Origin of the sequence: Moorena sp. SIO1G6 (genome assembly GCF_010672795.1) — a bacterium.
Lineage (GTDB): Bacteria > Cyanobacteriota > Cyanobacteriia > Cyanobacteriales > Coleofasciculaceae > Moorena > Moorena producens.
In genome coordinates, this window is sequence record NZ_JAAHFZ010000055.1 from 1 (window position 1) to 24,781 (window position 24,781).

At 43.4% G+C, this 24,781-nt stretch carries 27 protein-coding genes and 1 pseudogene; 22 read left to right on the forward strand and 6 right to left on the reverse strand.

From position 1 onward, the window contains the following. The first annotated feature begins 251 nt into the window (after window positions 1–251). The 6 genes from F6K63_RS29730 (at window position 252) to F6K63_RS29755 (ending at window position 3,258) form a co-directional block, all read left to right on the forward strand. On the forward strand, window positions 252–1,592 hold the full coding sequence (locus tag F6K63_RS29730; RefSeq protein ID WP_193431498.1) for a cytochrome P450: 1,341 nt from the start codon (window positions 252–254) through the stop codon (window positions 1,590–1,592). A gap of 279 nt (window positions 1,593–1,871) precedes the next feature. Beyond that, a complete protein-coding gene (locus F6K63_RS29735) occupies window positions 1,872–2,045 on the forward strand; it encodes a hypothetical protein (protein WP_271968735.1) in 174 nt (57 codons plus the stop codon). Window positions 2,046–2,097: 52 nt separating this feature from the next. Beyond that, complete coding sequence (locus tag F6K63_RS29740; protein ID WP_154659679.1) at window positions 2,098–2,274, forward strand: hypothetical protein; 177 nt, start codon at window positions 2,098–2,100, stop codon at window positions 2,272–2,274. Window positions 2,275–2,404: 130 nt separating this feature from the next. Continuing rightward, window positions 2,405–2,794, forward strand: coding sequence for a tail fiber domain-containing protein (locus tag F6K63_RS29745; RefSeq protein ID WP_143764191.1), 390 nt, complete (start codon window positions 2,405–2,407; stop codon window positions 2,792–2,794). Next, the gene (locus F6K63_RS29750) at window positions 2,794–2,994 is read left to right on the forward strand and encodes a hypothetical protein (protein ID WP_287313966.1); all 201 of its coding nucleotides are present in this window, start codon (window positions 2,794–2,796) and stop codon (window positions 2,992–2,994) included. Before F6K63_RS29745 ends, F6K63_RS29750 begins: the two co-directional genes overlap by 1 nt. A gap of 12 nt (window positions 2,995–3,006) precedes the next feature. Next, the gene (locus F6K63_RS29755; RefSeq protein WP_008179845.1) at window positions 3,007–3,258 is read left to right on the forward strand and encodes an EF-hand domain-containing protein; all 252 of its coding nucleotides are present in this window, start codon (window positions 3,007–3,009) and stop codon (window positions 3,256–3,258) included. A gap of 110 nt (window positions 3,259–3,368) precedes the next feature. Here the strand turns inward: F6K63_RS29755 and F6K63_RS29760 are convergent, their stop codons facing one another. Continuing rightward, the gene (locus tag F6K63_RS29760; RefSeq protein WP_008179846.1) at window positions 3,369–3,686 is read right to left on the reverse strand and encodes a hypothetical protein; all 318 of its coding nucleotides are present in this window, start codon (window positions 3,684–3,686) and stop codon (window positions 3,369–3,371) included. Further along, window positions 3,673–3,921: a DUF4160 domain-containing protein gene (locus tag F6K63_RS29765; RefSeq protein WP_044492297.1), complete on the reverse strand. Its 249-nt coding sequence runs from the start codon at window positions 3,919–3,921 to the stop codon at window positions 3,673–3,675. Before F6K63_RS29765 ends, F6K63_RS29760 begins: the two co-directional genes overlap by 14 nt. Window positions 3,922–4,608: 687 nt before the next feature. Here F6K63_RS29765 and F6K63_RS29770 point away from each other — a divergent pair. The 9 genes and pseudogenes from F6K63_RS29770 to F6K63_RS29810 all read left to right on the forward strand — a co-directional run bounded on the left by F6K63_RS29770 (window position 4,609) and on the right by F6K63_RS29810 (window position 13,356). Further along, entirely contained in the window at window positions 4,609–5,283 is a 675-nt protein-coding gene (locus F6K63_RS29770) for a glutathione S-transferase family protein (protein ID WP_008179848.1), read from the forward strand. Between the two features lie 386 nt (window positions 5,284–5,669). Next, on the forward strand, window positions 5,670–8,066 hold the full coding sequence (locus tag F6K63_RS29775) for a heavy metal translocating P-type ATPase (RefSeq protein ID WP_287313967.1): 2,397 nt from the start codon (window positions 5,670–5,672) through the stop codon (window positions 8,064–8,066). Window positions 8,067–8,307: 241 nt separating this feature from the next. Beyond that, window positions 8,308–10,299: a WD40 domain-containing protein gene (locus F6K63_RS29780; RefSeq protein WP_287313968.1), complete on the forward strand. Its 1,992-nt coding sequence runs from the start codon at window positions 8,308–8,310 to the stop codon at window positions 10,297–10,299. Window positions 10,300–10,403: 104 nt separating this feature from the next. Further along, window positions 10,404–10,991 carry a Uma2 family endonuclease gene (locus tag F6K63_RS29785; RefSeq protein WP_287313969.1) on the forward strand — a complete coding sequence of 196 codons (588 nt, stop codon included), beginning with the start codon at window positions 10,404–10,406 and terminating at the stop codon, window positions 10,989–10,991. Window positions 10,992–11,130: 139 nt separating this feature from the next. After that, window positions 11,131–11,490, forward strand: a pseudogene (locus F6K63_RS29790) (class I SAM-dependent methyltransferase); the annotation flags it as partial. Between the two features lie 143 nt (window positions 11,491–11,633). Further along, window positions 11,634–12,518 carry an RNA-guided endonuclease InsQ/TnpB family protein gene (locus tag F6K63_RS29795; RefSeq protein ID WP_287313971.1) on the forward strand — a complete coding sequence of 295 codons (885 nt, stop codon included), beginning with the start codon at window positions 11,634–11,636 and terminating at the stop codon, window positions 12,516–12,518. Next, window positions 12,484–12,975, forward strand: coding sequence for an RNA-guided endonuclease InsQ/TnpB family protein (locus F6K63_RS29800; protein WP_287313972.1), 492 nt, complete (start codon window positions 12,484–12,486; stop codon window positions 12,973–12,975). The genes F6K63_RS29795 and F6K63_RS29800 overlap by 35 nt, the downstream gene beginning before the upstream one ends. Window positions 12,976–12,983: 8 nt before the next feature. Then, on the forward strand, window positions 12,984–13,232 hold the full coding sequence (locus tag F6K63_RS29805; RefSeq protein WP_287313974.1) for a hypothetical protein: 249 nt from the start codon (window positions 12,984–12,986) through the stop codon (window positions 13,230–13,232). Beyond that, window positions 13,219–13,356 (forward strand): hypothetical protein, encoded by a 138-nt coding sequence (locus F6K63_RS29810; RefSeq protein ID WP_287313975.1) that lies wholly within the window; start codon window positions 13,219–13,221, stop codon window positions 13,354–13,356. Before F6K63_RS29805 ends, F6K63_RS29810 begins: the two co-directional genes overlap by 14 nt. On the opposite strand, the gene F6K63_RS29815 is transcribed toward F6K63_RS29810, so the two are convergent. Then, entirely contained in the window at window positions 13,357–14,025 is a 669-nt protein-coding gene (locus tag F6K63_RS29815; RefSeq protein ID WP_008179856.1) for a hypothetical protein, read from the reverse strand. A gap of 221 nt (window positions 14,026–14,246) precedes the next feature. Next, window positions 14,247–15,086, reverse strand: a complete 840-nt coding sequence (locus tag F6K63_RS29820; protein ID WP_287313976.1) for a M15 family metallopeptidase — start codon at window positions 15,084–15,086, stop codon at window positions 14,247–14,249. 152 nt (window positions 15,087–15,238) lie between these two features. On the opposite strand from F6K63_RS29820, the gene F6K63_RS29825 reads away from it, so the two are divergent. From F6K63_RS29825 to F6K63_RS29845, 5 genes are all read left to right on the forward strand, one after another. Beyond that, the gene (locus F6K63_RS29825) at window positions 15,239–15,820 is read left to right on the forward strand and encodes a TetR/AcrR family transcriptional regulator (RefSeq protein ID WP_008179862.1); all 582 of its coding nucleotides are present in this window, start codon (window positions 15,239–15,241) and stop codon (window positions 15,818–15,820) included. A 91-nt stretch (window positions 15,821–15,911) separates the two neighbouring features. Beyond that, entirely contained in the window at window positions 15,912–16,568 is a 657-nt protein-coding gene (locus F6K63_RS29830) for a peroxiredoxin-like family protein (RefSeq protein WP_287313977.1), read from the forward strand. A gap of 353 nt (window positions 16,569–16,921) precedes the next feature. After that, window positions 16,922–17,269 (forward strand): thioredoxin, encoded by a 348-nt coding sequence (gene trxA / locus F6K63_RS29835; protein ID WP_008179866.1) that lies wholly within the window; start codon window positions 16,922–16,924, stop codon window positions 17,267–17,269. A gap of 300 nt (window positions 17,270–17,569) precedes the next feature. Next, window positions 17,570–18,169 carry a glutathione binding-like protein gene (locus tag F6K63_RS29840; protein WP_008179868.1) on the forward strand — a complete coding sequence of 200 codons (600 nt, stop codon included), beginning with the start codon at window positions 17,570–17,572 and terminating at the stop codon, window positions 18,167–18,169. 787 nt (window positions 18,170–18,956) lie between these two features. Next, a complete protein-coding gene (locus tag F6K63_RS29845; protein ID WP_008179870.1) occupies window positions 18,957–20,408 on the forward strand; it encodes a pre-peptidase C-terminal domain-containing protein in 1,452 nt (483 codons plus the stop codon). Between the two features lie 427 nt (window positions 20,409–20,835). On the opposite strand, the gene F6K63_RS29850 is transcribed toward F6K63_RS29845, so the two are convergent. Together F6K63_RS29850 and F6K63_RS29855 are read right to left on the reverse strand one after the other, a co-directional pair. Continuing rightward, window positions 20,836–20,997, reverse strand: a complete 162-nt coding sequence (locus F6K63_RS29850) for a hypothetical protein (RefSeq protein ID WP_287313978.1) — start codon at window positions 20,995–20,997, stop codon at window positions 20,836–20,838. A 185-nt stretch (window positions 20,998–21,182) separates the two neighbouring features. Beyond that, window positions 21,183–21,899 (reverse strand): thermonuclease family protein, encoded by a 717-nt coding sequence (locus tag F6K63_RS29855; RefSeq protein WP_008179877.1) that lies wholly within the window; start codon window positions 21,897–21,899, stop codon window positions 21,183–21,185. A 781-nt stretch (window positions 21,900–22,680) separates the two neighbouring features. On the opposite strand from F6K63_RS29855, the gene F6K63_RS29860 reads away from it, so the two are divergent. Then, window positions 22,681–23,643: a deoxyhypusine synthase family protein gene (locus F6K63_RS29860; RefSeq protein ID WP_287251123.1), complete on the forward strand. Its 963-nt coding sequence runs from the start codon at window positions 22,681–22,683 to the stop codon at window positions 23,641–23,643. Window positions 23,644–24,151: 508 nt separating this feature from the next. Then, complete coding sequence (rpsD, locus tag F6K63_RS29865) at window positions 24,152–24,760, forward strand: 30S ribosomal protein S4 (RefSeq protein WP_008179879.1); 609 nt, start codon at window positions 24,152–24,154, stop codon at window positions 24,758–24,760. Window positions 24,761–24,781 lie beyond the last annotated feature (21 nt).

Sequence of the window (24,781 nt, forward strand, 5' to 3'; positions counted from 1 at the left end):
GTTGAGATCGAGACTCCGAGGTGCTCGGCTGCCTCTTTTGGAGTGACATATTTTTTCATTGACCGTGAACCTTACTAAATCTAGTATACTTAACTTTAGTAAAGTTTGCTAAGGCTTAGTAAGATATATGGCTAATAGTTGCACCTCTAAGGTTGCGGGCTACTCCGATCTGAAGTATTGCATTATAAGATGGGTTTACCCTGGATCAGCCAAGAGATAATAAGCATTGACCCTGCAGCTTGCTTATTTCCATGGAAACCACTACTCAAGATATGCGTTCGCTTCCATTGCCCCCTGGTAACGTCTGTTTACCCATTATCGGTGAAACGATCAGCTTTTTAACCGATCGAAATTTCCACAAAAAGCGGTCAGAAAAGTATGGGCGCATCTACAAAACCCACATTTTTGGTAGTCCTGCGGTGATTATGAATACTGCAGAAGCGAATCAATTTCTGTTTACTAACGAAAATAAGTATGTTGCTGCTACCTGGCCCAAAAGCACAGAAACCTTACTTGGAGCTACCTCACTGAGCAACCAAATTGGAGAATTCCACCAGAAGCGCCGCAAGTTAATGTCCCAAGCGTTTCAACCGAGAGCATTAGCGAGTTATATTCCCACCATGGCCAACATTACTACCAACTATCTCCAGAAATGGGAACAGATGGGAACCTTAACCTGGTATCCTGAACTGCGGGACTATACCTTTGATATCGCTAGTACCTTGCTGATGGGAACTGATGCAGGTTCCCAAACCGCTCTGGCTCAAGTATTTAAGAACTTTTGTGAGGGATTGTTCACTATCCCGATCTCTCTACCTTGGACAAGGTTTGGTAAAGCCTTGGGTGCTCGTCAAGGATTGCTGACCCATATCGAAACCATTGTGCGACAGCGACAGCAACAGAAAAATCCCGGACAGGACGCCTTAGGATTATTGTTACAAGCCCGGGATGACGAGGGGAATTCCTTGAGTTTAGATGACATCCAAGACCAAGTGCTTCTGTTGTTGTTTGCAGGTCACGAAACCTTAACCTCTGCGATCGCATCCTTTTGTCTGTTGACAGCGCAGCATCCAGATGTTCTTGCCCATCTCCGTGCTGAACAACAGCAGTTTTCTGCTTCAGAACCCCTAACCATGGAACATCTCAAGCAGATGACGTATCTAGAGCAAGTGCTCAAAGAAGTGCTGCGCATAATTCCTCCTGTTAGTGGTATTTTTCGGAAGGTTATTCAGTCTTTTGAATTTAACGGTTACTTGATTCCTCAAGGTTGGACTATACTGTGCCAAATTACCGAAACCCACAAAGATGAGGAAATTTATCAATATCATCAACGCTTTGACCCAGATCGGTTTGGCCGAGATAGAACAGAAGATAAACAAAAAACCTTTGGATATATCCCCTTTGGTGGTGGTTTACGGGAATGTTTAGGCAGGGAGTTTGCCAAATTAGAAATGAGGATTTTTGCGGCTCAATTGCTCCGGGATTATGACTGGAAATTAGTGCCCGATCAAGATTTAGAAATGGTGGTGATTCCAACTCCCCATCCCCGAGATGGACTTAAGGTTAAGTTTAGCCGTAGAGTAAACTATTAACTATAGGATTTTTATTGGATAAGAAAATGTCGCCCTGTCTAAGCCATCCTAAGACACTGCTGTAGCTAAATGAACTTGTGTTAACATTTGATACAACTTATGAATCTACAGGTGCTGTTATTGACAGCTTAGATCGGTCTCCTATAGAATAACCCCGTGACTTGCTACGCCTAAACACAGGTGCAACCCTTACTGGCTAAGAACCCATAAATAATTTCTATGTAGTTTGGAGATATCTGTGTTTTGGCGTTAACAATCAACTATCTAAGGAGAAATCCAATGAACCTGAAAAAGTGGCTAACTACTGCAATATCTGTCCTGGTTGTGGTATTTCCCATTGTAATCACATTTTTGATGATCGCAGAGCCTGCACTAGCTCAGCGTAGCGATCGCAACCTCAAGCAAAACATTGCCGATGTTGATGTAGATCAGGTTTTGGCCTCTTTGCTCTGAATGTTGGCTTGGCTTTCAACTTTACCTAAAAATCTATCTAAGGAGAAATCCAATGAACCTGAAAAAGTGGCTAACTACTGCAATATCTGTCCTGGTTGTGGTATTTCCCATTGTCATCACATTTTTGATGATCGCAGAGCCTGCACTAGCTCGTACTCGTAGCGATCGCCACCTCAAGCAAAACATTGCCGATGTTGATGTAGATCAGGTTTTGGCCTCTTTGCTCTGAATGTTGGCTTGGCCGTAAACTTTAGGAAAGCGGAGATCTCGACAGGGGCTCTGCTTTCGTTTTGACCATAGATTTGTTCCAGAATGACCATTATGTTCTCAAATAAAACATGAGCATTGTTAACGACATCATGAAGCGTTTATCGCGGCGGGCAATTCCATTGTCGGCTGATCCGGAGTTTGTGGAAAATGTAGAGGCGACCAATCCTCAAGTGGTTTTGAAAAAATTAGCAGACATCCCCATCCAAACCTGGAACTATAAATCTGAGGATCCTGCAATCCGTCATATGGGGCCAATGGCACAGGATTTTTACGGAGCGTTCGGTCTTGGCAACACGGACAAGCACATATTTCATATGGACGCCATTGGTGTTTGTCTGGCTTCCATCAAGGGGCTAAATCAGCTGATTGAAGAGCAAAACCATCGCATTGCACAAAATCAGGAAAAGCTGGAGAAAAACGCCCGCTTGCTGGAAAAACTTGCCGATTTGGTGTCGGAGCAAAGTGAGGGAATAGACTAATGCTTGATACTGCTTATAATAGATTGAATGTCGGTCACAAGGATGTGTCAATTGATGATAATGGCATCATAATGGCTGCGGTTCAAGCCCTCTATAAAAAATTTCTGGAACAGGAAAAAATTATAGCCCAACAGGAAGTATTACTACAGGAACAAGAGCAGGCAATCAGTCGGATCAAGTTGCCTGATCAGTTGCGTTGAGAAGCTCGGAGGGTGGGCAACCCTGCTGGTATTTCTGTATGGCTGTTTGATCAGAATGGGGATGGTGTTATAAGTCCTGAAGAATTTTATAATTTGCTCAAAGCCTGGGGAGTTAGCGATGAAGAATTAGAGATTGCTTGCTCTAAGCTAAATCTGAAAGCAGGTAACACTTTGTCTAAGGATCAGTTTAAAGACTTGCTTGAACAATTTCACAAAAGTGATGACCCAGATTCTCCTGGTAATTATCTTTTCGGTTCTTTCTAAGTTCGATAATTTGATATTGTAGATATCGTAGGGTGCGTTAGGCGAAGCCGTAACGCACCATCAATCATCTCAGGGCTGACTTTTTAGGTAAGTGCCATTCAGTCGATTTCTCAAACAAGGTTTCGATCGTCTAGAAATTCAACAGGTTCTTGATCTTTGCCATTTTCCCAGGTTAGTGAGAAAAACCAGATACCACTTTCACCAATACAAAAGCTAGCAGGGGTAAACTCCATTTGAGAGTCTAATGGTGGATTAGCTTGCTCAGAGGTATATTCCGCTGACCAGCTAAATGCTTCCCCTGTCCAGGTTAGCCCTTGGGCATGGAGTTGGTGGGCAAATATACGAACTTCATCCAGATTGGGAATGTAAATGGGAATAATCGGATTGTAGTTGTCGTCAATCTGGAGTTGAACTTTAGTTGCTATCACTTTTTTTCAGCTCCTTATACCAAACTTCTAAAATAAAGCTCTGATTTGCTTTTAAGATACGTTCAATTTCGTTAAGTTCATGTTGTTTGAACCCAACTGACTTAGCAAGTGCGATTGGTTCTAACCAAAATTTTGCCTCATGCTTATCCTTGTTGACATGAATATGAGGTGGTTCAGCTAGATCAGCCATATAGAACGAAAACTTATATCCTTTAACTCGCAAGACAACAGGCATAGCGCAATCATTGTGATCTTGTAGGGTGGGTTAGGCCAAGCCGTAACCCACCATTATTTATTATAAAAAATACACAACATTTATAATCTCCTCAATTCAGTGATCCCAAAACAGTAGCAGCCGATCACACGAACTGCCAACAATAGTAAGCCCATTAGGTTAGCTTCCGCCTTTGCTGATGTCCGACAGACTATCACTCAGGCATGGGAAAATTCTCTGATGGGCTAGTTTTGGTGAACTTGTGGTGCCAGGGTTGGGTTGTTGCGATCCCCATTAGTTTCTTAATTTCCCTCCCGTTACACTAGCTAACTTTTTGAGTTCACAGACCCTGAAGTTTCAGAACTAATCTTACCTTTTATAGCAATTATCTATCCCATAAGGTACAAATTGATCCCCCGTTTCCCTTAATAAGGGGGACTTTGAGTTTGAAAAGTGTACCTCATAAATGCTAGAACCTCTATATAGCACTACGCATTAAAGTTAGGACATTGATACAAGCAGCAAAAGTGCGACCCGTGGCGAATTTAATTCTTAATGGTAAGAGCGCACCTAAGCTGTTGTAGTCAACTGTTGCTAGCATGCCTATTGCTAGCATGCCTTGCGCGTAGCGCTATAACAACCAACCAAAAGTTTTTTTTCGGTAAACTTAAGCTAAACTTCAAAGGTAAACTTCCGGATAAATAATCGATGCTCAAATTCTACTACAATCCCCTCTCCCCAAATGCTCGTCGTGTCTGGCTCACGTTACTAGAAAAAAACCTTACCTTTGAAACAGTATTACTTAAATTAGATGGCGATCAATTTAAACCAGAGTTTTTAGAAATTAATCCCTTTCATCACATTCCCGTTCTGGAAGATAACGGTTTGCGGTTAGTAGAATCCTTGGCAATTATGGACTACTTGGAAGCCAAATATCCCACACCTGCACTGCTGCCAACTTCACCAGAGGCATTAGCCAAGGTAAGGATGGTACAATTGTTGACTGCTAATGAGCTATTTTCCCCAGTAATTCAACTAATCTGTCAAAAGGAAGATTCACCACAATTTAAACTAGCCAAGCGGAAGCTAGATAGAGTACTCAAATTTTTATCAGACTTGCTAGGAAACAGCCCTTACTTTGCTTCGGACCAGTTAACCTTAGGAGATATCGTTGCGGTCGCAGCAATATCGTTATTGCCGAAGTTAGAGATTAATCTTACTGATTATCCTAACATGGATCAGTGGTTTAAAAGATTGATGCAACGGGAACCATGGCAGAAGACAGACATGAGTGCAGAGGATTTTGAAGAATTCAAGCGCCGAATAAAAGTTCTGGTAAAACTGCGTGCTCGTGAACTGATTGGGGGAAATAAGACAAAGTAAATGTAAGCTATCAGCGGTCAGCGGTCAGCTATCAGCTATCAGCTATCAGCTATCAGCTCACAGCTTTTGAATAAAACAGGTAAGGGACTTGCATGTAAAAAAAATACCAATTAAAGTAGGGTGGGCAAAGTTATCTTATCTATAAGACTCATTTGAACCAAAATGTTTTTGCCCACCCTACAAGCTAAAATCTGGTATTTTATTTTTTGGCTACTCCCTAAGCATTGGTTTAATTTCTGTTACGTCAGCTGACGGCTGACGGCTGAAGGCTGTTCGCGTAGCGTGCGCGTAGCGCTTAAGCTGAATCCTTACCCACTAACACTTATCCCCTTGACTCTCCACTAAACTAGAGAGTTTATCCTTTAACTGTAGGGTGAGGGTCAATCATGAAACAACAAAACTTTCGTTTACAAGGAATGAGCTGCGCTGGTTGCGCCAGACGCATTGAAACGGTGATTCAAGCCGTTCCAGGTGTGGTAGAGTGCAGCGTCAATTTTGGTACAGAAGAAGCTAGTATTACCTACAATACCGAGGAAACTAACCCCCAAAAAACTAACCAGCAACTAACCAAACTGATTCAACAGGTAATCAGTGATGCTGGCTACCAAGCTTACCCGATCGAGGAGATCAGTGATGAGCCTGATGATATCGAATCGCAACGTCAAGCGGAAACCCTTGACCTAAAACGAAAATTCATTGTCGGTGCTGTGATCAGTACTGTCTTAGTGATTGGTTCACTACCGATGATGACAGGATTATCTATTCCGTGGATTCCATCTTGGTTACATCACCCTTGGCTACAACTGGTATTAACCACACCGGTTCTGTTTTGGTGTGGACAGTCCTTTTTGATTGGAGCATGGAAAGCCTGGAAACACAAAACAGCAGATATGAATACCTTAGTCACCCTTGGGACTAGTGCTGCCTATGTCTATTCTCTGTTTCCCACAGTGTTGCCCCCGGTTGTTTTGAAATCTTTCCTACCCCAAGGGTTCACTCTCCCTGTGTACTATGAAACCACTGCTGTAGTGATTACCCTGATTTTGCTAGGGCGATTGCTGGAACACCGGGCTAAAGGACAGACATCTCAAGCAATTCGTAAGTTGATGGGATTACAAGCTAAAACGGCTCGTGTGATTCGCCATGGTCAAGCCCAGGATATTCCCTTGGCCCAGGTGCAAGTTGGGGATGTGGTATTAGTGCGTCCAGGAGAAACTATTCCGGTAGACGGCATAGTTATGGAAGGGGCTTCTACTGTAGATGAGGCCATGGTCACAGGAGAAAGTGTTGCGGTCAAGAAACAGCCAGGGGATGAAGTGATTGGAGCAACCATTAATAAAACCGGTAGCTTCCAGTTCCAGGCGACTCGGGTCGGGAAAGATACTGTACTAGCACAGATTGTTAAGTTAGTACACCAGGCTCAAGGGTCTAAAGCACCGATTGAAACCTTAGCGGATCAGGTGACAGGTTGGTTTGTGCCGGTAGTGATTGCGATCGCAATGGTCACCTTTGGAGTTTGGTGGATGACCACAGGAAATCCTACCCTAGCGATGATTAATATGGTGGCGGTGTTAGTCATTGCTTGTCCCTGTGCTTTAGGTCTAGCTACTCCAACGGCAGTGATGGTAGGGACTGGTAAAGGCGCAGAAAACGGGATTTTAATTAAAAATGCCGAAAGTCTGGAATTGATTCATCAACTGCAAACCATCGTCCTAGATAAAACCGGAACCCTAACGGAAGGGAAACCTACGGTAACGGATTTTATTACAGTTGGAGGCATCTATGACTCCTCCTCAGAACTGGGCAGCTTTACCGGCAGCAATGAAATCAACTTGTTGCAACTAGCGGCAGTGGTAGAGAGTCATTCGGAACATCCCTTAGCTGAAGCAGTGGTGCGCTATGCCCAATCTCAGGGAATAGGATTGCAGTTACCAACACCAGAGAATTTTACTGCTGTTGCTGGCAGTGGGGTACAGGCAATTGTTGATCATGATCATCCCTTCTTCTCTTCCGAACCGACAGATGATGGGCTCAAGGGCAAGAGATTGGTGCAGATTGGGACAAAACGATGGATGGAAGAATTAGGGATTGACACAGATGTGACGGTGCAACCGGATCGGTCTTTAGCAGACTATCAGGGGGATTGGGAGGCGAGCCGTAAAACGGTAGTTTGGATCGCAGTTGATGGTAAAGTTGAAGGCATTGTGGGCATTGCTGATGCCCTAAAACCTGCTTCAGCTGAGGTGGTGAAAGCCTTGAAGCGGTTGGGATTAGAGGTAGTAATGCTAACCGGAGATAATCAACAAACTGCTGATGCGATCGCAAACGAGGTTGGCATCCATCGGGTATTTGCTCAAGTCCGACCAGATCAAAAAGCTAGCATGATCTCCACTCTCCAAAAAGAAGGCAAAACTGTAGCCATGGTAGGGGATGGAATTAATGATGCCCCAGCTCTGGCTCAAGCAGATGTGGGAATTGCCATTGGTACAGGTACTGATGTTGCGATCGCAGCCTCTGACCTTACCCTAATCTCGGGAGATTTACAAGGCATCATTACAGCCATTCAACTAAGTCGTGCTACCTTCCGCACTATTCGCACTAACCTCTTTTTTGCCTTTATCTACAATGTATTAGGAATTCCGATTGCGGCTGGTGTGTTATTCCCGATCTTTGGCTGGTTACTCAATCCCATTATTGCTGGTGCAGCGATGGCATTTAGTTCAGTATCTGTGGTAACTAATGCGTTGCGATTACGGAATTTTAAACCTATTTCTGGGTTATGAAACAATACAAGTAAGTAAGTATTCAGCTATCAGCGTGTCGCGTATCAGCTGATGCACTACGCGCACGGTACTTGAGGTGCTATCAGGGGCTTTAACTGGACGGGGTCGGATCAGTAAGACTAGCAGAGATTTTCAAGCAGCCGTACCAGCCCGTAAGCTTGTTTACTACCTCCCCTTGATTAGCTGACGGCTGACAGCTGACGGCTGAATGCTTACACAAGTAATCTAACCAGTTGTTTCTGTGAGCTACTGTCTCAATCCCAACTGTCCTAAGCCTTACAATCCTGATGGCAACAAGTTTTGCCAAACTTGCGGCACTAAACTCTTGTTAGGACAGCAATACCGAGCTATTAAGCTGATTGCAGCAGGAGGCTTTGGCAGAACCCTTTTGGCCATCGACGAGGGAAAAGCCTCTAAATCCTACTGTGTGATTAAGCAGTTTTACCCCCAAGGTAATAATCAAGCTAACAATCAAGCTAACAATCAAGCTAACAATCAAGGTAACAATTATCCTACCAGAGCTGCTCGATTATTTCACCAGGAAGCCTTGCGCTTGGAACAGTTGGGCAAACACCCCCAGATTCCTGAACTCTTCGCCCATTTTGAACAAGATCATCACTGGTACATTGTGCAGGAATTTATCCATGGGCAAAATTTAGCTCAAGAGTTGGCAGCAACTGAACCATTCCGAGAAAGTCAGATTCGTAGACTCCTGAGTCAGTTGTTACCAGTGCTCAACTTTATCCACCAAGGTAAGGTAATTCATCGGGATATCAAGCCAGAGAATATCATTCGTCGTGGTATCCTCCGCCCCAGTGCTGGCCAAGGCATTATCACTCCCCCAGACCTGGTATTGGTAGATTTTGGTGCAGCCAAGTATGCCACACGCACTACCTTAGCCAAAACTGGCACAACTATTGGTAGTGCTGGTTATGCGGCCCCGGAACAAATCTTTGGTAAAGCAGTATTTGCCAGTGACATCTATAGTTTAGGGGTCACCTGCATTCATTTATTGACCCAAACTCAGCCATTTAATTTATACGATCCGATGGAAAATGGCTTTGTCTGGCGGGATTTTTTGCTCCATAATCCCGTCAGTAGACAATTGAGTCGGATTCTCGACAAAATGATTCAGAGTTCCATCAAGCTCAGGTATCAATCCGCGATCGCAGTGATGGACGATTTAGGAATCACCCAAGAAACCGAAGCTGGTCTGACCTGGGGGCAATTCCACCGTAATCAACAAACTCCCCAATCTACTGGTAAAACTGGTAAAACTGGTAAAACTGGTAAAACTAATGTAACAAGCAACTCTCGGCCACCAAGAGGTAATCCCAGGATTATCGTTTTTGCAGCAACCACTCTCAACGGTCATTCCGATGAAATTTATTCTGTAGCCTTTAGCCCTGATGGACGTACTCTAGCCAGTGGGTGTAGGGACAAAACTATCAAGTTGTGGGAGTTGAAAACAGCCTGGGAAATCCTTACCTTTGGAGGTTGGTTTTCTAAGCATTCCGCTGAAGTGCGTGCTGTGGCATTTAGTCCTCAGGGAAAGAGTGTTGCTAGCGGTAGCGCTGACGAGACCATCAAACTCTGGAATGTCCGTAATGGTAAAGAGATTTTCACCTTCACAGGGCATTCGGGTGAGGTGAATTCCATTGCCTTTCACCCCCAAGGATACCACCTTGCCAGTGGCGCTAGTGATCGCACCATTAAGCTATGGGATGTTCGCACCCTAAAGCAGCTCACTACTCTGACCGGACATTCATCATTGATTCATTCAGTAGCCTTTAGGCCAGATGGCCAAATCCTTGCTAGTGGTAGTGCTGACGCTACCATCAAGCTGTGGGATGCTTTAAGTGGTCAGGAAATTCACACCTTTGAAGGGCATTCAGACCAGGTGCTTGCGATCGCGTTCACTCCCGATGGACAGACCCTAGCCAGTGCTAGTGCTGACGGTACTATCAAGCTTTGGGATATTAGCACTGCCCAGGAAATCACCACCCTTCACGGACATAATGGTTGGGTTTATGCGATCGCATTTGACCGTAGTGGCAAAATCCTTGCTAGTGGTAGTGCAGATACTACTATAAAGCTATGGGATGTTGATACAACTCAAGAAATTGGCACTCTCAACGGTCATTCAGACACCATTCATGCTCTTGCTTTTGGTCCGAATAACAGAACTCTTGCCAGTGGTAGTTTCGACAACACCATCAAAATTTGGCGCTAGGTACCTAGCTTGCTTCAGGTAAAAGGCAAAAGGCAATACGATGATTAACAACTAATAATTCTACTTACGGTAAACAGAATAACAAAAGCAAATTTTAAATACCTATGCAACTAATATCTGAACCCAAATATTATTCTCCAGAAGACTATTTAAAACTAGAAGAAACAGCAGAATACAAGAGTGAATATCGGGATGGAGAAATTATACCAATGACTGGTGGCACTACCAATCATAATCAAATTGCCCTTAATATTGCTACCCTTTTTAAACTCGGATTAAAGGGAAAACAGTACAAAGTTTACATTGGTGATGTACGTTTGTGGATACCTCGTTACCGTCAGTATACCTATCCAGATGTTATGGTGATTCAGGGTGAACCAGTTTACACAGGTAAGGGTACAACTACAGTAACGAACCCGATGTTAATTGTCGAAGTTTTATCAAACTCTACTAAAAACTATGACCAAGGTGATAAGTTTTTATACTATCGTTCCATCTCAGAGTTCAAAGACTATATTCTAATCGAACAAAGTGAGTATCGTCTACTGCAATATAATAAAACTGCTACCAATCAATGGCAGTTCACTGAGTATGAATCAGAAAATTCCGTTATTTCTCTAAACTCCTTAGAGTTAAGCGTTTCTTTTCAAGATATTTACGAGGGGGTAAATTTTCAACTTACTCAAGACTAATTTTTTTATTAATCATTAAACTTGCTCCCTCTTCTACCATTTTACCATTCAAACTACCCTACACCAAACGCCTTTGGCGAACAACCCTTCAACCTTGGCCAAAAGGCCACGCTAAGCGAACAACCCTTCAACCTTGATAATGACTAGTAATTTTTTTAGCACAAAAGAAAAGTTCTTTGATCTGTGGGCACCAAACTACGACATCCTGTTCACCACAGTATTTTATCAAGCACTCCATAAACGACTGTTAGAGTTTGTAGAACTCACAAATCAGCCCAATGTATTAGATCTTGGCTGTGGCACAGGTCGTTTACTGAATCGTCTTGCTCAAGAGTTTCCCAATCTTCGAGGCACTGGGGTAGATTTATCTACTAAAATGCTCGCTCAAGCCCGACAGCAAAACCAGCATCGGCAGCGAATAATCTATAGAAAAGGCAATGCTGAATCTCTCCCCTTTGCTGACAGGGAATTTGAAGCAGTCTTTAATACCATCAGCTTTTACCAAAAATATTGGGTTTAAAGCCCCGTCCTTATAGGACGGCTTTTTATTAGGTTAATATTGACACTTTTAGATGAATTGTAATAATATAAAAGTGTTTCAAAAGTAGGTTAATTTTCTTCGCGTATCGTGACCAAATGTCAATGATAGTATTAGAGTTGAAAGCCAAGGGTAAGCCATCTCAATATTCAGCTATAAACGAAGCTATTCGGACTGTTAGGTTCATAAGAAATAGCTGTATTCGTTTATGGATGGACAATAAAGGCACGGGCAAAAATGACCTTAGTAAATACTCTAAGATACTAGCCAAAGAGTTCCCCTTTGCTAACAAACTAAACTCTACAGCCCGTCAGGCTGCGTCTGAAAGGGCATGGTCATCGATTGGTCGATTCTACGAGAACTGCAAGAAAAAGGTGCCAGGAAAAAAAGGCTTTCCGAAATTCCAAAAATGTGGTCGTTCTGTCGAATACAAAAAATCAGGATGGAAATTAGCTCCTGACAAGAAATCGATAACGTTCACAGACAAAAAAGGGATTGACCTTCGGTCACGCTTCGCGATCGGAAAGCTTAAACTCAAAGGTACCTGGGACTTGTGGCGTTTCGACAAGAAGCAAATTAATCGGGTTCGGATAATTCGTCGAGCTGATGGTTACTATGTCCAGTTCTGCATTGCAGTCGAGGTCAAAGAAGATCTAAACACAACTGGCCGGACTATCGGACTAGATGTAGGACTCAAGGAGTTCTATACAGATTCTGAAGGACACAGTGAACCAAATCCCCGCTTTTACAGGACAGGAGAAAAACGCCTAAAATTTTATCAGCGTCGGGTTTCTCGAAAAAAGAAAGCCTCATCCAATCGCAGGAAAGCCATTAATAGACTAGGAAGGCAACATCTCAAAATAAGTAGGCAGCGTGAAGAACATGCTAAGAGACTGGTTAGAAGTTACCGCAAGAAGAGTGCAGCCTTTATAGTTGGTAGGCTATGCATCAAAGGTGGCAGGTTTTGTTGTAAGGCTGCACTCTTCTAAGGTTTCGTCTCCGGCACGTTGCGTAATCCGATCTAACGATCTGGTCGCTTACGAAGACTTGAGAGTTAAAAACCTAGCAAAAAATCATTGTCTCGCTAAGTCTATTAATGACGCAGGTTGGTATCAATTCAGAAAATGGTTGGAGTATTTTGGTGTAAAGTTTGGCAGGATAACCGTTGCAGTAAATCCTGCCTATACTAGCCAGAATTGCTCTAGTTGTGGTGAGGTAGTGAAAAAGTCTCTATCAACTAGGACTCATGTCTGCAAGTGCGGATGTGAACTAGACAGAGACCATAATGCCGCCATTAATATCCGAAATAGAGCCATAAGTACGACGGGGCACGTCGGAACTTGGATTTTAAATCCAAACGCTTCAGGAGATTTGGCCTCTACTCTTCTTGGTTCCGACCTGGTTGAGCAAGTCGAGTCGTTGAGTGAAGAATCTCCGCTCTTCTAGGGCGGGGAGTGTCAAACTACCTCAATCCTCAACAAGTTTTCTTAGAAGTTAGTCGGGTCTTGCGCCCTAAAGGACATTATTACCTAGTAGACTATACTGTGAGAAAGCGAAAAAAGTCTTTACCAATTTCCCCTAACCGCATTCGTTTCTATAGCCCACAGCAACGCGAAGAATTTGGCCAGGTAGCAGGTTTGTCATGCTTAGGACATCACCATCTCCTCGGACCCGTTGTGCTAAGTATCTTTGAAAAACCTTAATAACTATAATAATAATTCCCTCTCTTCACACCTCCGATCACCTACCACACCTCCTTCTCTTTCCCGATTCCCGACTCCCGATTCCCGACTCCCGACTCCCGACTCCCTAACCAAAGCGCTATAGTTACTGAATCACCTCACAGCACTCTGCCACAGATGCCCGTTTTTCCATAGCAGCCACCAGTGCTTCATAAGATTCCCAGTGTTCAGTAATCATACTAGTCGCCTGACGCTCAGCCCATCGTGCTTTCACTGAGTACTCACTACCAGAAAAACCTAACCCTTCCAAAGCATCTCGGAGTTTTTCGCAGTCTTCTGCTCCGCCCTCAACATTCTCATAGACTATAGTTTCCGCAGCAATCCCTGCCATCCAAACCGTGCAAAATCGATCTAAGGTTAATCGCATTTCTCGAAGATTATAAGCCTTAGCCGATAGTGCTTCAGTATCAAAGCTCACACCACCATTACCCAGTTGTCCCTCCTTCAAAGCTTCCCAAGCACTTAAGGTGTAACCAGTGATTGGAATACCAAGTAAGTAAGCCACCAGAAAATGACCCGCTTCATGGCGAATTATGCGTCCGCGATGTTCAGGATTAGTACTCGCCAATACATCTAACAGCAGCGTTAACCCTTTGCCTTGGAAGCTGAAGCCATCTAAAGTAACAAGACTCAAGACACCAAAAGTAGTTACCGCAGGGATTGCCGGAGAAATATTCAACAGTGGTCCTAGCAAAACCGAAAGGGTCATGCCAAAAACACCAATAGCAATTAAATTCAGCGCAATTTGTTGCATTTGTTCTTGGTTACTTGTTAGTTAGTTATTAATTATACTTGGTTAATTGTTAATTATTAATTGCCATTTTTACTGTCGATCCATCCAAGTATCCAAGCCTTTCAACCAGATAACCAGCTAACCTTCAACCAGCTAACCTTCAACCAGCTAACCTTCAACCAGCTAACCTTCAACCAGCTAACCTTCAACCAGCTAACCTTCAACCAGCTAACCTTCATACTTCATACTTCATCCTCAAACTTTGGTGTTTCCGATGGAAGAGGAAGAGGAGTAGGTTTCTTACCTTTGTAGAACGTTTCCAAGCTCTTGGTATCTCCCACAAACCTCCAGTGCCAAGGCTCATAACTAATTCCTTGGGGATTGTCTCTAGGAAAAGACAACTCAAAGCTGTAGAAAGCCGCATTCTTTTCCAACCACTTAAAGGCTGCCGTATTCTCAAACTCAGGACTCAGGTTGGTAGCTGGTGTCATGGCATCCCCAATATCGATCGCATAACCAGTGTGATGCTCACTGTAGCCAGGAGGAGCACTTACCTCAGCCCGTTTACTAGCCACCTGTCCTCGCTGTTCCTTTACTTGAAAAAACAGGTACTTTTGCTGATCCACAGAACGGAAACCGGAAATTGGCACTAAAGTTACCCCCTGTCTTCTTGCTGCGGCTGCCATTGCTTTGTATTTCTGAGCTGCTGCAGCCTCCAATTTAATCCGGCCATCGCGGGTAATTGGTTGCAGTTGTGAGCTTAAGACTTCAGAGTAGGGTAAGTGTCCCAGAATGTTATCAGCATTATTCCCCTGTGAACTAGCTTCTGTCTGACTTTGAGTCGATGTTGCTTTACCCGACGGGGTAAGATTGGACTGAGCTTCAGGAGTTGGTTCCATTGGAATCAGGCTAAAGGCGATTCCTCCTATTGCTAATAGTCCAATAATTAGTAAGGTGACCTGCCAACGAGACCGGGGTTTTATATCTTGTCTATCCCTTACTGCCTCGGGAATATCATCTACTGTTACCTCTGTTACCTCTGAAAGGTTTGCTGGTTCGCCCGGGAGACCTGCGTTATTCAATAGTCCACTCCTGCACTGACATCCAAATTATTACATTTATTTATGACATACTTATAGTTACTGCAAATCCCAGCAGTGTCAGCGAAGCAACTGGATTACTTGACCAATCGTTCCAGAATTGTTATAGTAAAGATACGAGTTAAGCAAAGGTGATGGCAAGGCACAAAACCTTTGACCCAGAAGATGTTCTAGAAAAAGCCATGGAAACCTTTTGGCTTTATGGCTATGAAGGAACCTCAATGCAGGACTTGGTCAAAAGCATGGGGATTAACCGAGGCAGTCTATACGACACCTTTGGTGACAAACGTTCCCTATTCATGGCTGCGATCGCTCATTACAATGATACCTGTGTAAAAAATGCGATCGCATCCCTAGAAGCACCCACAGCTTCAAAGCAAGCCATTATCGACTTTTTCTACAACCTGATCGAAGGGGCTGTAGACGATAAAGACCATCGAGGCTGCTTGCTCACCAACACCGCTGTTGAACTGTGTCCCCACGATCCACAGACTAAATCCCGGATTGCTGCTAATCTGCGCTCAGTGGAAAACGCCTTTAAAAAAGCCTTATCCACAGCAAGGGAGCAAGGGGAAATCACAACCAACCATGACCTTCAGGCATTAGCCCAATATTTCACCAGTAGTATACAAGGGTTGCGGGTTATCTCCAAAGTCAACCCAGACCCAGAAACCCTAAGAGCTATTGTCAAGGTCATACTTTCCGTTCTCGATTGACAGAGTAAATTGAGACAGTAAATTGACAGAGTAATTTTTTTGGCTCTTAATTGGAACGATTGTTCAAATATAACCTAACTAGGAGTAAATCATGACCTTAAGCCAAGACTTGATTAACCTAAATACCCAGCTTCGCGCTCAGCAACCAGAAGAAGCCAAACTCATCATGGCAAAAGCAGGGGAAGACCTCGCTAATTCTGGCATTGTAGACAATAGCCTCAATGTTGGCGACAAAGCCCCTAACTTTACTCTGCCTAATGCCGTAGGTAAACTGGTAGAATTGCAAGACCTACTAGCCACCGGAGCCGTAGTCATTTCCTTCTACCGGGGTCAGTGGTGTCCTTACTGCAACCTAGAATTACGAGCATTGCAGCAAATCTTACCACAAATTCAGAAATTAGGTGCAACCCTAGTCGCTATTTCCCCTCAAACTCCCGATAATTCCCTGTCCACTACAGAGAAAAACCACCTAACCTTTGAAGTACTAAGCGATGTTGGGAATAAGATTGCCAAAGAGTTTGGTCTAGTCTTTACCGTACCAGAAGAACTCCGACCAGTTTACCAAAACTTTGGCATTGATTTACCTGCCCACAACGGTGATGAAACCTTTGAATTACCCATTGCCGCCACCTATGTAATTAATCCCGATGGAACCATCACCCATGCCTTAGTTGACCTAGATTACACCAAGCGACTTGACCCAGAAGAGATTGTCAGCGCATTACAAACCCTGGCTGTAGCGGTATAAGTAGCTCAATAAAAATCGTAAGCATTAAGCCGTCAGCCGTCAGCCGTCAGCTAAAAGCTCAAGTAACTCAGATTAAACCAATGCTTACCTGTTTTATTCAAAAGCACCTCAAGTAGCGTGGGCGTAGCGCATTAGCACCTCAAGTAGCACCTCAATTAGCCTGGCCTACGGTCAATGACTCATAGCTGATAGCTGATAGCACCTCAAGTAGCGTGGGCGTAGCGCTTAAGCTGATAGCTGATAGCACCTCAAGTAGCGTGGGCGTAGCGCTTAAGCTGATACGCGACGCGCTGATAGCTGATAACTGTCAGTCAACACTCAACAATCATTCCTAGTTTAGGAGGAATTAAACTATGTCAGAAACAGCCAAATATATTACCCTAAATGACGATAACTTTGAAACCGAAATCCTCAACAGTTCCATTCCAGTCATAGTAGATTTTTGGGCACCATGGTGTGGACCTTGTCGGGTAATGAATCCAATCGTCACTGAATTAGCCACAGAATTTGATGGGGTTGTCAAAGTAGGCAAATTAAATGTTGATGACTACGAACAACTAGCCAGCCACTATCACATTGAAGCAATTCCTTCCCTATTTTTATTCAACCAAGGTAAAGTAGTTGAGCGGTTGGAAGGTCTTGTGCGTAAACCGACTCTAGTTGACAAAATTAATGCCCTAACTAATCTCATTTATGTTTAAGGATGTGATAACGATTCTCGGATAATGGGTAATCGGTAATGGGTAATCGGGAAAACTTTATTGGTAATAGCTAATTGCCCATTACAAATTACCTTTATAGAGTCAAAAATTGTGGCACGCACTTAGATAAAATCAGGGAGAAATTCAGGGAGGAATTTAGATCAGCGCGTTGCTCATACTGTTGAGCATACTTATCAGGTAAATTTAATTTATTACCACTACTCCCTACTCCCTACTCCCTACTCCCTAAAATCCAGAAATAAAGTCCATCACCCAATTGAGAGTTCCTATAAAATAATCATGATTGATCTATATACCTTTTCCACGCCTAACGGACGCAAACCTGCTATCATGCTCGAAGAAGTAGGACTTCCCTACACCGTTCACACAATTAACATAGCAAAGGGAGAACAGTTTACTCCCGAATATGTAGCAATCAATCCCAATAGTAAAATTCCTGCTATCATTGACCAGGATACTGGTATAAAAGTTTTCGAGTCAGGAGCAATCCTAATTTATTTAGCAGAAAAGACAGGCAAGTTGTTGCCAACCGATACAGCAGCAAGAATACAAGTGATTGAATGGTTGATGTTCCAGATGGCAAGCGTTGGACCAATGTTTGGTCAACTGAGTCACTTCCGACGCTTTGCTCCAGAACAGATTCCCTATGCTATCGATCGCTATGAAAAAGAAACCCTACGTCTGTTTGGTGTCTTAGATCAGCAATTAGCAAAACAAGAATTCATTGTTGGAGATTACTCCATTGCCGACATAGCTACCTATCCTTGGGTAGCTGCCTATGACTATTTGGGAGTCACCCTAGATAACCATCCCCACCTCAAACGCTGGGTCGAGACAATGCAGCAGCGACCCGCTGTGGAACGGGGCATGGCAGTCTGAACGTTTGTTGAAAGTTGAAAGTTGAAAGTTGAAAGTTCAAACTTCAAACTTCAAAGTTCAAACTTCACAGTCATGAATCCTAGGTGGGCAGTGCCTATCAAGCCTATTAACAGCTGATCTGATCTGTCTGGTGCACTGCCCACCCTACATGAACTTACTGAAACTCAAGGATCTACTTTTATTGAACAATTGAAAAGTAATAATTATGATTTAAAACTATTTGAAAGAGGGGATTATAAGCTATAAACCTGGCTGACCATAGAAGATATTATGGTATTGATTCCAACCGTTTTAAATAACCTTTTCCGCACCCTGATTATGAAAGTTGTTAGGATCCGGTAGACCACTATAGCTATAGTAGGAGAGTTGACCGTTGGGCTTTAGAGCGACTAGGCTTAGAAACTTTCCTCAACATTGCCTCAACATTTTCCGGACTCAAAGGGGATGTTGAGAATTTAGAGTAATCCAGCAGAGCTAATTTATAAAGTAAATATAAAGAGCTCAAATCCTTTGACAGACATGGATTTCCGGGAACAGGGCGTGCACAAGCGCCCGAATTATTGAAAGCCTTTCAGCGCCATGGTTATAGCTTCTTTTACCAATCAGCTCTGACCGCTGTGATAATTCAGCTAATTTCGTTCAAAATTAAGAGCTGATAAACTTTGCTTACAAATCTTAAAAAACTAGGTGTGGTTTATTACCCTGTAGATGTAGGAAAGCGCCAGTAAAATCCAGTTTTTGGGCTAATTTACAGTGCTTTTCACAGAAAAGAAACAAGTAGTTAATCATGGGTACTTTCAATTTAGGCACTTTCAGCGGCAATCCCATCAGCCGCAATCGGTACACACTCACTACCTCAGACGCCACTGATGTGTTTAAGTTTAGGGTCTCAAACAACCGTCAAATTAACCTAAATCTACACAATATCAGTGCGGGAGATGATGCTAACCTCAGACTCTACCGGGACACTAACAACAATGGCATCTTTGACTTGGGCGACCAACAAGTGGCTAGCTCTTTACAGGGTGGCAATGCTAACGATGTTATCAACTACAGTGCTACCAGTGGCACTTACTTTGCCCAGGTAAAACGCTACGCTCCTAGTAGCAATGGAATTGTTTCCTATAATTTAGAGTTGTCTGGAACTAGCAAACCAAATACCTATCAGCCCTTGAGCCCGAACCAAGTCTTTTCCCTCAACAGTAACTTAGAGGCAGACCACATTATCTACCTTGACTTTGATGGTCATACTACCACAGGTACCTCATGGAACAAGAACTTCGGGAGTTCCATTGTGACCCCTGCCTATGACACGGATGGGAATACTTCCAATTTCTCCACTGCTGAGAGAGAGACTATTTGGCGCATTTGGCAACGGGTGGCAGAAGACTTTAGTCCCTTTGATGTGAATGTGACTACTGCCCAACCTTCCGATGACCAACTCAAAAAAACCAGCGGTAGTGATTCCCAATGGGGCATTCGCGTTGTCATTGGGGGAGATGGTTCCTGGTATCAAAAAGGTACCGGTGGTTTGGCTTATATGGATTCATTCAACTGGGACAGTGATACCCCCGCCTTTATTTTTTCAGAGAATCGCGCTGGAGGCAGTGAGAAATCGGTGGCTGAAGCTATTAGCCATGAGGTAGGTCATACCTTGGGTTTGTCTCATGAGGGTGATTCCACCAACGACTACTACTATGGTCATGGCAATGGCAGTGTCGAAACCGGGTGGGCTCCTATTATGGGAGAGGGCAACGATCGAAATCTCAGTCAATGGAGCAAAGGTGAGTATACCGGTGCCAGCAACCAAGAAGATGACCTAGACATCATCACTGGGCAAAATGGTTTTGGCTATCGCCGGGACGATTATAGTAACCAGCTAACCAGTGCAGCAGCGCTATCGATCAATGATGGTCAGGTGGAAAATTATGGCATCATTGAAAAAAATAACGACATTGACTGGTTTGAGTTCAATTCAACAACGGGCAACATAGCCCTAGATATTAAGCCTTTTGAGCGAGGACCTAATTTAGACATTCTGGCTAAGCTATATAATGCTTCCGGTCAACTGATTAGCTCTTCTAATCCCATCGGTTCTCTGTCCGCTAGCTTTAATCTTGATCTCAGTCCAGGGCAGTATTATCTAAGCATTGATGGTACGGGTCAAGGAAACTTAGCTACCGGATACAGTGATTACGGCAGCTTAGGACAATACTCTATTACTGGCACGGTTGCTTAGACTCTGCAATCTAATGCTTTAGAAACGTTCCTCAACATCTTCTGATCTCAAAGGGGATGTTGAGAATTTAGACGAGTTTAACCCTTCCTCACCCAATTCCGAAATTCTGCTACCAACTGCAAATAATCTTTGGTGTCCACCTCTGCTAAAAATCCCTCAATTTCCCCTATAGGTAAACCAGGAAAAGCCAAACTTTATTGACTATATTCTCGATCTCGTAACTGATAAATCTCAAAAGATTCACCATCATAATGCCAAACTTCTGAAACCCCTAACTCGGCATATATAGCGCTACGCTTAGCGTCAGAAGTGAGAAGTCAGAATTCAAAAGTAAGCTAGGACTAGGTTTCGGAGTTTATAAATGTCCTAATCTTAATGCGTAGTGCTATACTGCCAAACGGTTCATAGAACTACTGGTAATATCAATTTATACTACATCTGGAGCTGGAGCGGTTTCTAAGTTAATCCTTTTTTTGCCCTTAATTATGCTAATATTTTGGATATAAAAGTTTTTAGGTAACTTCGGAATAGGGAATAGGGAATAGGGAATAGGGAATAGGGAATAGGGAATAGAGCACTTGGCATTCAACCTAAGTATTGATTATTGCCAATATATAAGTGGACTGTATCTTTTTTGTCCAATTTTATTAATTAACTTATCTGCCAATGGCTATATGACCTACATTCAATGTTCTTAACCCTACTCCCTACTTCCTACTCCCTACTCCCTAAAACCCAGAACAAAAGTACCTCAACCAATTGAGAACTGCTATATTACTTCAGCGTCTGCTTAAAGGTATCCTCAAACTGATCTTTAGTAAGATTTCCAGCTTCTAGGTCTTCACAGAGGGTTTGAATTTTTTCTGTAAGCTGCTGATATTCATCTGGGTCTGCAAGTAGGGCTTTTTGCTTTTTCTTAAGGGGACGAAACAACCAAGGCTCGATAAATCCGGACTTCGGTTCTTGCCATAACCCTTTTCCTTGGCGTTCCGCATCTGCCTCTGCCAACAGAAGGGAAATAGCCATCTCACGAGGGCACTTACTAAAATAATCGTAATAAATCAGTGCTAATCCTTCTTTTACTAAACTATGCTGAATAAACGTGCCATCCAATAAGTAAACTTCGCCAATTCTACGATTGTAGCGAGTGTCGATGTCGGTAATTCTCAATTTAACTTTATTCCTGTTTTCTTCTACCAACTGTTTGACCCAGTCTTTCCCTTCGTTGCCCCACTTAAATTGACTTTGATAGAACGCATTGTCCTGATTTTTATCCTCAAGTTTTTTGTAACCCCACCCCTTAGGAGTTTCTGGTGCATCAATGTAAACGAACCGCACTGTAATGTCTTCTCCGGAGGCATCAATCACATCAATAGTGTCAGCATCGGAAACTTTCTTAACAGCGTAGGTTTCTAGGGACTCAAAGTATGGCGGTACTTGAGGAGCAACTGACCCTACTTTACTTAAAATTTCACTAATCAAGTCTGTCATGGCGTTAATTGTATCAGGACTGAGGTAGGAGTAGTGGATGAACAGGCAATCAGTGCCTCAAACCCACAGCCGATTCTACTCTAGATTTTAGACTAACCATAGCAAAACACTTACTAGCTGTCCATTCCCTTCAATCATCCTACAACAAAAGCAACGCCAGATGAGGGAGGTCACTTATTTCCCTGTCCGCTCCACCAGTGACCTTCAAGACAGGTGTTACCGGATTGATATACAATAAGAGATTGTGATAATTGTTAAAAACAACACCAAATAGAGAACCGTTGCTGGTGATCAGGCATTTCTTGATCTCAAACGCAGTTGAAACCCCTTGTGTACAAGCGGCGGGGATAAAAACAACTTAGGGGCGTTATTTTCCTTGTCTACGAAATTTGTGGCGAGGAATCATAAACGTCAAAAGCTAGTTTACTAGATCAGGATTTTATAGCAGTGTTTGGTGGTGAAAAAAACCCTAGCTGCTTCCCCCTGAGAGACTGCATCAAGGCTTAAGTATAGTCAAAGTCAGCCCTGGGAGTTTTGCTCCGGAGCCAACGGTACTATGTTTTAAATTATATGAAGACTTGATCTCCTAGCTTGTTTTCTTCCTGCTTTAACTGAGGGAGAGTTCAAGTTCGCACTAGCAGGTTTTTAATCAAGGCTGTTAACTAACTGCTGCTTCCGTTTTTTTACCATTTTATCAATGGGTGATTCTGCTGTTTCTAAAACGTTTATCTATAGTTCTGTAAAGTACTCAACTGTAAGACCCACTATTGGAGGAAAAACTATGATTCGAGAGTTCATGAAGAGAAATTTTCGACACTTTAATGCAGCTGTGTGTGTTGAGGCGGCTGAAGGATGGGTGAAACACCTGGAATCTGGTAATAAAATGTTTCTGACTATGGCTGGTGCCATGAGTACAGGAGAGCTGGGTATCTCTCTGGCTGAAATGATTCGCCAAGACAAGGTACATGCCATTTGCTGTACCGGAGCGAATCTTGAAGAGGATATCTTCAATCTGGTTGCCCACTCTCAATATAAGAGAGTACCGGATTATCGTTCACTGAAACCAGAAGAGGAAAAGGTTCTTTTTGAGTCCGGTATGAATCGAGTTACTGATACCTGTATCCCTGAAGAAGAAGCGATGAGGAAAATTGATCGGCATATGGTGAAACTGTGGCAAGCAGCTGATCAATCTGGCAAAAGCTTTTTCCCATACGAGTTCATTTATCAACTTATTGAAAGTCAAGAGCTTAAAGACTCTTATGAAATTGATCCTTGTGACTCATGGGTGATGGCAGCATGGCAGAAACAAATTCCTATTTTTGTTCCTGGATGGGAGGATTCAACTCTGGGAAATTCCTTTGTTTCTGAAGTTATCAAAGGCAATATCAGTCGCTTGAATGTTGTGCGGAGCGGTCTGGAGCTGATGGTATTTCTTGTGAATTGGTATCAGGAAAATACTAGAGATTTTTCCATGGGGTTCTTTCAAATTGGGGGTGGAATTGCTGGAGATTTTCCCATCTGCGTTGTGCCACTGATCCACCAGGATCTCAAGGAAGACTGTAAGTTGTGGAGTTACTTCGCCCAAATTAGCGATTGTACCACCTCATACGGTTCCTACAGTGGCGCACTACCTAGTGAAAAGATTAGTTGGGGCAAACTTGATACGGACACCCCTAGTTACGTGATTGAATCGGATGCATCAATTGTAGCTCCGCTGATTTTTACTTACGTCCTGGGTCACTAATATCATGTCCGGTTGAATACTTACACCCTTGGCCCAATCGAAGGCATGTGGCACAAGTAAAGGAATAAGGTTTAATCGGAGATGGTTTTTTATCACTAATTATCCGGACATGATATAACCCTAGAAGTGATTATTTATGGTAGTTGTGTCATAATCATTGAGCGGTCAGCTTATTTTATTCAAAGGTGCGCTTTCCGCATCTAATTATTAAATTCGCCACGGGTCGCACCTAAAAGCACCGATTGCGCTACGCGCACGCTGCGCGAACAGTACCGTGGCCACAGGCCAATCGCTGAATGCTGAATGCTGATAGCTGAATGCTGATAGCTGACCTTCTCAGGTGGTTTGCACTATGGAAATTCCCGTAGATAGGGCTATTGAGCTAACACCTGCCCGGAATCTTCCCCATGGCAATTTCCTTATGCCCACGGCCCTAATAAATTGTATGATAATAGTTTTGGGAAATCTTTAGTCAAGATAGTACACAAAATAGTAAAGAGGAAGTTATATGGCTCGATATAGAGGCCCGCGTCTGCGGGTCGTTCGCCGTCTGGGTGATTTGCCCGGTTTAAGTCGTAAAACGCCGCGCCGTGCCTATCCCCCAGGTCAACATGGTCAAAACCGTCGGAAACGCTCAGAATATGCGATCCGTCTCGAAGAAAAGCAGAAACTGCGCTATAACTACGGAGTGACTGAAAAGCAGTTAATTCGCTATGTCCGTAAAGCTCGTCGAGCCACCGGTTCCACTGGACAAGCTTTGCTGCAACTGCTAGAAATGCGACTGGATAACACAGTCTTCCGCATGGGTATGGGAGGTACCATCCCAGCGGCTCGTCAGCTCGTGAGTCACGGTCATGTTACAGTAAATGGTACAGTAGTCAATATTCCTAGCTATCAGTGTCGCCCTGGCGATGTGATTGCGGTTAGAAACCGTGATCAATCCCGCCGTCTAGTAGAACGTAACTTGGAATTTCCTGGCTTAGCAAACCTTCCTAGCCATTTAGAGTTTGATAAGAACACCTTCACCGGGAAGGTGAATGGGATTATTGATCGGGAATGGGTGGCATTACAAATTAACGAGCTACTGGTGGTTGAGTACTACTCCAGGAAAGTCTAACCCGAGTTGAAGGTTGACAAC